The organism is Burkholderia sp. Ac-20384 (genome assembly GCF_017104605.1).
Classification (GTDB): Bacteria; Pseudomonadota; Gammaproteobacteria; order Burkholderiales; family Burkholderiaceae; genus Burkholderia; species Burkholderia lata.
The window spans coordinates 1-9,005 of the sequence record NZ_JAAGPE010000347.1; the positions used below are offsets into that span (position 1 = coordinate 1).

The following is a 9,005-nucleotide window of genomic DNA, read 5'->3' on the forward strand; positions in this document are numbered from 1 at the left end:
CGACTGGACCGCTCGCGAGCGGTCCAGCTTCGACGATCCGTCGCCAACTCAGCAGCCAATCGCATACAAAATCCTTTTGCGCAGCGACCTCGTGATCAAGACGAGGCGTTTTTCAACAGCCTGCTAGCTGCGTGATGGGATCTTGCTCCGTGGCCGCAATCCGCGAATAGATTAATCTCGTGACAGGTCATACAATACAATTTCTTCGCAATATCCGAGAGTCATCGCCTTGCGTGAAATTATGCATGAAGAATTTGTGTTTATGCGAAATAGTCGCACGAAATACGAAACGAATTTCGAAATGGCGCTGCATTTTGCTGGAAATTGCGTGCATTGATCGATGGAGTGTTGTAGCAGGCGCGCTGAATGGCAAACGTGCCGCGAGTCCAGCCTCGATTTTCATCGCTCTCGATAGAAATGTTCCATTCTTCGTCCCCCTGATTGCGGATCAATGCCATGTCGTCAAAGCTGAAGTCAATACTGGTTTCGTCTGGCAGGCCCTCGGTCAACGACGAGGAAGCACGCGGCAGCGCGCCAGCCGGGCAGCGCGCTGCCGCGAGGCAGAACGCGGAGCCGCCGTTGACGGGTGCGCTGACTGGTCTTCGGGCGCGTCATGGTGCGAAGGCCGCCGTGCCAGTAATGGGTGGTGTGCGTTCCGGCGGTCGACCGTCGTCGCTCGGGTTCCGTATGGCGGGGGCCGGAATGACGATCTCGCAAGATCGGCCGTCGCGGTTGGAGCTGGCGGCCGGCGATTCCGACATTCGTGCGGAACCTTATTCGGCGGCGCATCAGGAGGGAGTAGCGCTACTCAAACGGCTGCCCCTGGCGTCCGGCACATTGATGACATTGCCGGACATGAATCGGCGGCCGCAACGGTCGGCCGGCATGCGCGCTGTGATCTCCGCATTGCCGGGTGCGAGCCGGATATTGGCGCCCAAGTCGCCGTACGAACTGATGACGGGTAAGAAGGGCCACATGGTGGAAACGGATGCGGCGATGGTCGACGCGTTTCTGAAGGAGTTAACAGAGGCGGTTGGCGGGAGCCATGCACGGCATGCGGCCGCGGCGAACGAGGTCGAGACGGCCGGTAACACGCTGGAGGCAGCAAGGCGTGAGTTGGAAGCGGCCGAACGCATGCTGGACAGCGCCTCCGCCAGCGGCGACGCGGCCCGGCTGCCGGTCTTGGCTCAGGCGGTGGAGGCTGCAACACAAGCGCTGCAGCAGGCGAAGGACAAGCTGAAGAACGAGATGGCCGGCATGCGCGAGCGGATGGCCGGATTCCAGTCGCTCGGTCTCGGTGTGCAGGTGCAAACGTTGGACGTCCTGGGTCGAAAAATAGCAGTGGTCAGCAAGCAGATAGATTTTCTTGCGAACACGATGGCCAGCGACGAACTGGCGCTTCCGCAGGTCATCGGGCAGCTCGGTGTGAAACTGGACGACGCCGAGAAGAATCTGCGTCAGAAAAGCGAAGCATTGGCAGCCGCGAGAAGGACTGTAAAGGGTCTCGAGAAGTCGCTCGCGGACGCCCGTACGAAATTGAAATACAACGAGCTCGCCGATCTTGCACTTGGCGAAATTGACCCATCGTCCGCGGATTCATCGGGCGCTGACAACGCGGGGTCGTCCTTGCCCATGCTGAAGGCGGACATTTCGAATCTCGAGGCACAGCTCGCGGTCGGTCGTGAATCCGTCAACGCGCTCGGGCTCGAGCTGGACAGCCTGACCTTCGCGCGGTCGTACCTGAATGACGAGTTGATGCGGCTGCGGGGATTCGCCGACGACGCCGGCACCCAGCTCAGCGACACCGCGATCGGCTTGCGGGCGGCCAGGGTGGAGGTCGAGAAGACAAAGGTGTCCGTGAGCAAACTGTTCGAGGCGCAGCAGAAACAGGTCGACGAGTTGAGCAGTTCGGTGATTCGCGCGATCGCCACGTCGGCTCCCGGCTTTGCGATCGACGAGCTGGCGAACCACGGTGCGCCGTTGCTCGAGATGCTCAAGACGATGAGCGAGTCCGAGCGGTTGCAGAGAGATGATTTCCAGGTCGACCGCGTGTTGCCGCGGGTGACGGCGATGGAGATGATTTCGCGCGGCCTCGCGGTCGCGACCGGCGGCGATGTCGATCTGGCCGCACAGCTGGCCCGAGATCTGACGAGCCGCCCCCTGGATCACTGGGTTCCGCTTCCTGCCGGCAAGGTGGGCGAGGCCGGCATGCTGGTTCACGAGGCGCCGAGCAAGGAGATGATTGCGCTACTCACGCTGATGGCCAGCGTGCCGCGCGGGCTAGACGCGATGAATACTGTCGCAGGCAGCGCCGCTGCCGACGATGCATGGAAGGTGCCGTTGGATTCCGGGCAGCGCGACGCGGAGCAGGCGTATTGGCAGGCGTATCGGGCACGGGCGAACGAACCGAGCGCTCAGGTTAAGGCATGGCTGGACGACGCGATGGATGTGGCGGCCCGCGAGATTCGCAACCCGAAGGGTGCTCCATTGCTGACGCTCGACGCTGTTCCGTTGAAAAAGCAGGCCGCATACCGCGCCGTGCGCAACGGATTTCTGTCGAATGCGCAGGGTTCGGACTACGATTTGTGCAACCAGAATCTACTGAATCTGACGGAAACGATGATCGCGCAGAAGCCGAGGCGCCCGCGGCTCTTGCGGTGGGCGCCGACGTCGGTCGATCCGGCTAAAGGGGCATCGCCGTTTCAGCCGCGTGTGCTGCGCTTTGCGCAGAAGCAGATGGAGGCGCAGGGAATGGAAACCCGAAAGACGCGTCTCGACCGCGAGATCGCAACGACGTTCGCCAAACTCGGCGAGTCGGCGCGCGGGTATCTGCAGAACATCGTGTCAACTGTACAGGGCGATTGCGGCGAGGATCGCCGGTTGAGTGTTGCGCTCGTTGCGCTTGCCGACTACGTGACGGGCGAACCGCGCCGTTCGACACGCAACCTGCGTTTCCCGCTGAGTGCGGAGAGCCTGAATCTTCGTAGTCCGATCGCGCCGAAGCGCTTCGGGCAGACAAAGCGCCTGTACGACGCCCAGTTCGACAAAAAGGACATCGCGCGAATCCGGGAGCGGCTCGCCGAGCTGGATCCGGACGCGAATGGGCAGATGCCGCCGATGCTCGACGTGCTATTTGACCGGAAGCGCGTGTCGCTCATCGATGTTATGACAGGGTTGAACGCCGCGCTAGACGGCAGCTCGGACGAGCTGAGTGCCGCGCTCGGCCCGGCACTCGTCGATTTGCGTCGCAGTGTGACCGGCGCGGAGCCGCAAGCTGGCAGCGCGGCATCGGGCGCGGCTAATGCAGCGAATGTGGTGGCGGTGGGCCGTACGATCGGCGCGCGCGTGGCTGAAGCGAAATCGCTGACGATCGAATCGAAGGACGATATCGATAGCTTTTTCCGGCCGATGCTCGAGACGGCGCGTCTGCGCGATCAGGTGACGCTGACGAGCGGCGGCGCGGTTGGCATCGGCATTCCGATGCTGGTGCCAGTGGCGCCGGGCTTTCCGTTGAGCGGCCAGGTTCATCTTGCGTCGCGGCGGTCGGAAGCATTTCTTCAGCTGAAGAACCCGACGTTCTCGACGGAAATCGTGACCGGCAGTGTGGTCACTTCGCAGCGCGACATCAGCGTGACCGCCGGCTACCGCGTGCCGTTCGGCGCGGGTGGTCTGACCGCGACCGGCACGGCGAAACTCGACAATTCGCATGCGACGACGATTTCCACGTCGTTGAGGACGCTGCGCGGCAAGGACGACATGGGCAATCGCAAGGTACAGCAGGCGATCGACGACAACCTGTCGGTGCTTGACACGCTGCTGCGGTGGCGCGACAAGACCGACGCGCACGGTGAGAACTATGGATTCGACGATCCGCTGCAGGCTGTCCTGGCGTTGAACCCTGGCATACTCGTCGCGTCGTCCAGAAAGGAAAGTCGCGGCACACAGGGAATGGTCGAAGCTCGCGCCGCGGTGCGCGGCCGTGCGCTGACGGGGCATCTGTCGGGCGGCGCCTCATTCACCCCGCTGGCGATGCGTGCGGGGAAAATGTCCGAGCGCAGCGTTGAGCAGACCGGCTATTCGCACCAGACCGTCCACGATAACAACGAAACGGCGCTTCAGCGTGGCGAGATGGGCGCGCGGATCGGCTTCATCGGCACGCCGTACAAGCATGGGATTGCCAGGAAGGACGCCAACGTGAAAACGGGTAAGGGCACGGCCGCCGGCAAGGCGCACATTAGCCTAGTCGGCAACCTGTTCGAGTATTCACGCGAATTGTTTTCCAATCTAGAGAAGAACGGCGCAACGACATTCCCGATTGGCGATTCGATGGGCGGCAGTGTTGATCGGGTCTACGGCACACCCAAGGATTTGCTGGCCGAGATCGAGGCCCATCGCGAGGACTGGCTGATCCGCTGCCTCGACGTGTTGCCGCGCGCGAAGCACTCGGAAACTGATACGACTGATCGCCTGTCACAGGCGAACCGGCTTCTGGATCGATTCGTGGCCGACCTGCGGCAGGCCGGAGCAGATCCGGGTTTTCAGTTCAACATTAAGTACGAGATGTGGCCGAGGATGAGCGGGCTAGTCGACGGTCTTCGCGGTGTCGAGGCGCTTGCCAGCGAGCAGGGCGACAACGCGGGTGCCGAACGCGCACGAACGGCGGCCGACGAACTGCTCACGCATCGCGCCAGCTGGGCGCCGAAGAACATGACCGTGCGGAGCAAGGGCAAGACGTCGCAGGAACTCGGAATCGACTTCTTTCTGCGCTGGCAGAAGACGGCGTCGGCCGAGACGAGCCGCTCGGCGGCTGCGTTCCCGATCTAGGCGCGCGGGCAGATGATCGCCGTGCGGATACAAAGGTGCATCAGGTTGCCCTTCCGCGCGGCCGGGCGGCTGGCCCGTATGCAGTGGCCACGAGACCTGTGACATCCGTTGCTCCGTTGCTCCGCTGCTGGGTCATGCCGCTTCGCTTTCTACCTCGTCCTGCTCGTCGACCGACGCGCGAGCGCCGCGCCGCAATGCTTGCGGAGTTAGGCCGTAGCTGCGCACGAACGCTTCGCGCAGGTGGTTGCGGTCACGGAACCCCGTTTCCCGCGCGACGGTATCGAGCGTGTGTCGGCCCCGCTCGATCATGATCCTAGCCGCTTCGAGCCGCAGTCGCTTGATCGCGTTGGCAGGTGATTCGGCGGTTTCCGACAGGAAGATACGCGCGAACTGCCGCGTGCTGACGTGGGCTGCGCGGGCTAGATCGCTGACGCGCAACGGTGCCGCCAGATTGGCGCGGGCATACTCGAGCGCGAGCTGCACACGGTCGGATTTCGGCGCCAGGCCCAGCAGCTCGGATTGTTGCGACTGCCGCCCCGAGCGCCGCTGATTCATCACGAGCACGCGCGCCACGGAGTCCGCGAACTCTGGGCCGACGTCCTTTTCCACCATGCCGAGCGCGAGATCCATCGCAGCGGTCAGCCCGGCGGACGTCCAGATCGAGCCGTCGGCAATATAGATCCAGTCGCTCTGCACTTGGGCCAGCGGCCAGCGCCGTTGCAACTCGTCCGCATGCGCCCAGTGAGTCGTTACGCGCTTCCGATCGAGCAGGCCTGCCTCGCCGAGGACAAACGCGCCGGTACAGAGTCCGGCGACGCGTCGAGCGTTCTCGGCCGACTCCCTGACGAACTGGAGCTCGGCGGCCGACGAGTTGCGTGCGCCTGGATTGATCACGCCGCCGATCATCCAGGTATCCGCAGCCGTGACCGAATTCGCAGGTTCGGTCAGCACTGAAAGGCCGAGCGACGAGCAGACGGGCCCGCCGTCGATTGATACATTCGTCAGATGATAAATCTGCTCTTTTGCGACGACATTCGCGATCTCGAACACGGCCTGAGTCCCGATCGCCATTACTTGGAAACCTTCCGTCAAGAAAAAGCCAATTCGATGCATCTTGCTCACCGCGTGCCTGATCCAAAGCACCGATTATAGAGGTTGTTTGGAGGTCTGGCAGGGACCGGCTTCGGTCGGGCTGATTGAGCCATTTTGTACCTCCCGGCGCACGCCATGGTCGGCGGAATAGCGGGGCGATCGGCGGTCGTCAGCCGGGTGTTAACTGCCGGTTCTCGATGCCGAGCATGTTCCATTCGATCAACGCGACGAAGCCGTCTGCGGCGGCTATGACGATCCACCGATGATATTGGTGGGCGACTTCGCCGGGTTGATAGTCATGCCTTTCCTGCCAGGCCACTGCTCGGCGGACGAATAGTTTAGTCCCGAATAGCGGTGCGATACATTCGACGAGGCCGAGTGCGCGTATCGTGCGCATCGCATCTGCGACTGGGCGCGTGAAGTCGAGTGTGCGCTGGCGTTCGTCCAGTCCGGGCCAGTAACTGCCGCGCTGCTGCGGGTGGCTCGTTTTCCACAGTGCTTCAAAGTCGTGCGCGACGCGTGACGCGAGGCGCGCCGCGGCCATCTGCAGCCTGAGCTGAAGAGTTTCATGCCATTCGTCCGCGTCGATTGGGAACGGTTCGGCTGCAATCACGGCGCCGGTATCGAAGTCCGCGTCAAGCTGGTGGCAGGTGATTGCCCATTCGCGCCGTTCCTCGAGAATCGCGTGCATTACTGGATAAGGGCCGCGGCCTTCCGGGAGCGGCGACGGATGGAAGTTCGCGGCATAGCGAAGGTGCCCACGCCACTCCGGAATGCGCCAACCATAACCGGATACGATGAGTGCATCGCACTGTTGGGACGCGAGCCAGCTGAAATCTGCTTCGGTGATGCGGGACATCCGGATCGGGATACGCAGCTTTTCCGCGCGATCGACCATCTCGCTGTTGAAGTCGAGGAGATTGTCGACGGGAATCGTATAGAGCGCGACCGGCTCCCAGCCGGCGGCGATGAATGTATCGAAGACGACACGCCAGCGGTCGAATCCGGCAAACGCAAATTTCATGACGGGGATCCCCAATAACGGACTGGATGAGATGACGGCGAATGGCCAGCGTAACGGTAGCAGCACACACGCATGTGCCGGGGCCTGAAATTGTGTCGCTTCTCGCGAAGCGACGAGTCGCTTCGCGCGGACAGGAAACAGCGTTCGCATTTCGGCGCATCGGTTCGCGGCGCGTGCTCGTGCGACGGATGTGCATTGCTACGCTGATGCCGGAAGTCGACGTGTCTTGCCTCGATCGAGTGCGATGCGATCTGCGAGTGCCGATCCGTGATCAAATGGGGAAAACAGAATGAGCTTTATCGGAAAAGTTTTCGATGAGGTATTCAATGGCTTCAAGGACAGCGTCGGCGACGTTGTCCATGGTATAGGCGATGTCGGAAAGGGGGTGGGGAAATTGACGATGAGCATTGCCGCCCGTGACGGCAAGGGTGCGATCGAAGGTCTGAAGGATGTTGGCAAGGGCGGCATGGATGCCATTAGTGCCGGGCAGGACTTGATGGAAGCCGCGACGCCCGAGGGCGCCGCAGTCAACGTGATGCTGGCCGGCGCCAAGGTCGGGATTGAGCAACTGTCGGGCAAGTCGACGACCGCAGAGAATCCGGAGAGCACAACCAATCAGGCGGGCTCGGCGAGCTCCGCGAATCCCGAAGGCGCATCCCGGCCGAAAGCGTCATGACTCATGCGGAAGACATGACGGATGCCGCTGCCGTCGTCCAGGACGATGCAGCGGCGATGGCGCAACATGTCATCGATTGCCTGCAGCGCGACGAGCCCGATGCGGCGGAAGCGCTTCTCAGGCACATGCACGATGCCTATCCGCAAACCCGGGACTTCCTGATATTTCCGGTGACGATTGCATTATTGCGCCGTCAGTTTCACGAAGCATGGCAGTTGGTCAATGGGATGCCCGACGATCAGTCTCCCGAACTGAAGGCGCTGTGCCTGAAGATGCTCGATGATCCAACTTGGCACAGCTACGCGATTGCCCATCAGGACAGCCCGGACCCATTCGTGCGAACGGCAATGCGCTGGCTACTCGCGGCTGCCTGACTGTGCACGAAACGATGCGATTTGCTAACGCGGTTGCACAATGCTTGTGCGAACCATGAGTCAGGATCTTATGTCGACGGCACCCCGTCGACCGACGTCACTTTCCATCGTCGTTCGACTGGTGTGAAGGATCACCGGTCGCGAGATAGTGTATCGGAAACTGCATTCAGTCCCGTACAGCGATCGGGACCTGGGTCCGCCCGTTCAATATCGTGTGTTCAATCAGCACGGGTCGATGACTGAGCGAGGTCCCGCTATGCGTGTGCCGATGCAAGTCGGATTTCTGTTTTGGGGTGAAAAAGGGGGGTAGAAATTCCGTGTTCAAGGCGGGTTGAGAATCACACGGACGGTCGAACGAATCGATCCTCGTAGAGGATCGCGAATTGGTTCATGGCAGCCTTCCAATCATGAGCGGCGCGACCCCAATCTGCAGTGATTTTGCGCAGTGCCAGCCAGATGAGCTTCGTCGCAGCTTCATCGGTCGGGAAGTGGCCCCGTGACCCTGTCTCGATTCCACGTACAGCAAGAAGTTTGATAACTTTTTGACTGTATGGAGAACAGAATGGCAGAGAACGTGGTGCCGAGAAGGCAATACACGCAGGAATTCAAGGTGGAGGCGGTGCGCTTGTCGGAGAGCGTCGGTCAGCATGAGGCCAGCTCGCAGGCTGGGTGTACCGGTGGCGACACTGGGCAACTGGTGCCGAGACCAGCGCAAAGGCAATGCTGAAGCGGCGACGGGGCCGTTACCCAGCACGCCGAGCTCCAGTCGTCGACCGGTCGCGATCTGGAGGCCGAGGTCAGCAGGTTGCGCAAGGAGTTGGCCAGCGCGAAGCTCGACATCGAAATCCTCCGAAAGGCAACGGCGTACTTCGCGAAGGGGTCGCGGTGAGGTACGCCTGGATCGACGCACACCGCGACCAGTACAGCGTGAGCCGGCTGTGCCGGGTGTTGGCCGTCTCGCGCAGCGGGTATTGCCAGTGGCGGGCTCGCCCGCCCAGCGTCAGGGCGCAGGCCA

The 9,005-nt window shown here is 61.9% G+C and carries 6 protein-coding genes and 2 pseudogenes; 4 read left to right on the top strand and 4 right to left on the bottom strand.

Going from position 1 to position 9,005, the window contains the following annotated elements; all coding sequences use genetic code 11:
* Window positions 1-260: 260 nt before the first annotated feature.
* A complete protein-coding gene (locus tag G3O00_RS36590; RefSeq protein WP_206145921.1) occupies window positions 261-509 on the bottom strand; it encodes a hypothetical protein in 249 nt (82 codons plus the stop codon).
* 193 nt (window positions 510-702) lie between these two features.
* Between G3O00_RS36590 and G3O00_RS36595 the strand changes: the two genes are divergently transcribed.
* Window positions 703-4,824, top strand: coding sequence for a hypothetical protein (locus G3O00_RS36595; protein ID WP_206145922.1), 4,122 nt, complete (start codon window positions 703-705; stop codon window positions 4,822-4,824).
* A gap of 132 nt (window positions 4,825-4,956) precedes the next feature.
* Here G3O00_RS36595 and G3O00_RS36600 read toward each other — a convergent pair whose 3' ends face one another.
* Complete coding sequence (locus G3O00_RS36600; protein ID WP_206145925.1) at window positions 4,957-5,937, bottom strand: helix-turn-helix domain-containing protein; 981 nt, start codon at window positions 5,935-5,937, stop codon at window positions 4,957-4,959.
* A gap of 148 nt (window positions 5,938-6,085) precedes the next feature.
* Window positions 6,086-6,940 carry a formyltransferase family protein gene (locus tag G3O00_RS36605; RefSeq protein ID WP_206145923.1) on the bottom strand — a complete coding sequence of 285 codons (855 nt, stop codon included), beginning with the start codon at window positions 6,938-6,940 and terminating at the stop codon, window positions 6,086-6,088.
* A gap of 289 nt (window positions 6,941-7,229) precedes the next feature.
* Between G3O00_RS36605 and G3O00_RS36610 the strand changes: the two genes are divergently transcribed.
* Window positions 7,230-7,616, top strand: a complete 387-nt coding sequence (locus G3O00_RS36610; protein WP_206145924.1) for a hypothetical protein — start codon at window positions 7,230-7,232, stop codon at window positions 7,614-7,616.
* On the top strand, window positions 7,613-7,990 hold the full coding sequence (locus tag G3O00_RS36615) for an HrpB1 family type III secretion system apparatus protein (protein WP_241025503.1): 378 nt from the start codon (window positions 7,613-7,615) through the stop codon (window positions 7,988-7,990). The genes G3O00_RS36610 and G3O00_RS36615 overlap by 4 nt, the downstream gene beginning before the upstream one ends.
* A 338-nt stretch (window positions 7,991-8,328) precedes the next feature.
* On the opposite strand, the pseudogene G3O00_RS36620 reads toward G3O00_RS36615, so the two are convergent.
* Window positions 8,329-8,565 (bottom strand): annotated as a pseudogene (locus G3O00_RS36620) (hypothetical protein); the annotation flags it as partial.
* On the opposite strand from G3O00_RS36620, the pseudogene G3O00_RS36625 reads away from it, so the two are divergent.
* Window positions 8,541-9,005, top strand: a pseudogene (locus tag G3O00_RS36625) (transposase); the annotation flags it as partial. The pseudogenes G3O00_RS36620 and G3O00_RS36625 overlap by 25 nt on opposite strands.

Bases quoted from the DNA above. Each gene is read 5' to 3' on its own strand.
- G3O00_RS36595 (WP_206145922.1), top strand. From the start codon at position 703: ATGACGATCTCGCAAGATCGGCCGTCGCGGTTGGAGCTGGCGGCCGGC.
- G3O00_RS36600 (WP_206145925.1), bottom strand. From the start codon at position 5,937: ATGCATCGAATTGGCTTTTTCTTGACGGAAGGTTTCCAAGTAATGGCG.
- G3O00_RS36605 (WP_206145923.1), bottom strand. From the start codon at position 6,940: ATGAAATTTGCGTTTGCCGGATTCGACCGCTGGCGTGTCGTCTTCGAT.
- G3O00_RS36610 (WP_206145924.1), top strand. From the start codon at position 7,230: ATGAGCTTTATCGGAAAAGTTTTCGATGAGGTATTCAATGGCTTCAAG.
- G3O00_RS36615 (WP_241025503.1), top strand. From the start codon at position 7,613: ATGACTCATGCGGAAGACATGACGGATGCCGCTGCCGTCGTCCAGGAC.